At 47.0% G+C, this 287-nt stretch carries 1 protein-coding gene; it reads right to left on the bottom strand.

The features are described from left to right. Positions 1–287, bottom strand: a 287-nt coding sequence (locus ACO0LB_RS20890; RefSeq protein WP_423052666.1) for a TrkA C-terminal domain-containing protein, incomplete at both ends; no start/stop codon positions are given.

The raw sequence follows: 287 nt of genomic DNA, 5'->3' as shown, positions 1-287 counted from the left end.
AGCCCTGCGCCGATGTTACCACCACCTGCAATCATAATCTTTTTGTATGAACGTTCTAGCTTTTGCAATTCGTTCATGACAGCGCGAATATGCTTGGTCGCCGCAAGGAAAAACACTTCATCATCTGCTTCAATGACTGTTGTGCCCAGCGGCTTGATGGCTTTACCTTGGCGGTAAATCGCGGCAACACGAGTTTCAACGTTGGGTATATGCTCTTTTAATGCTGATAGTGCATAACCTACCAGCAAGCCGCCGTAATAAGCTTTAACGGCCACCAGTGAAAGCAT

It is taken from the genome of Undibacterium sp. SXout7W (assembly GCF_049339385.1).
Taxonomy (GTDB): domain Bacteria; phylum Pseudomonadota; class Gammaproteobacteria; order Burkholderiales; family Burkholderiaceae_D; genus Undibacterium.
This window is presented reverse-complemented; position numbering and strand designations above follow the sequence as displayed.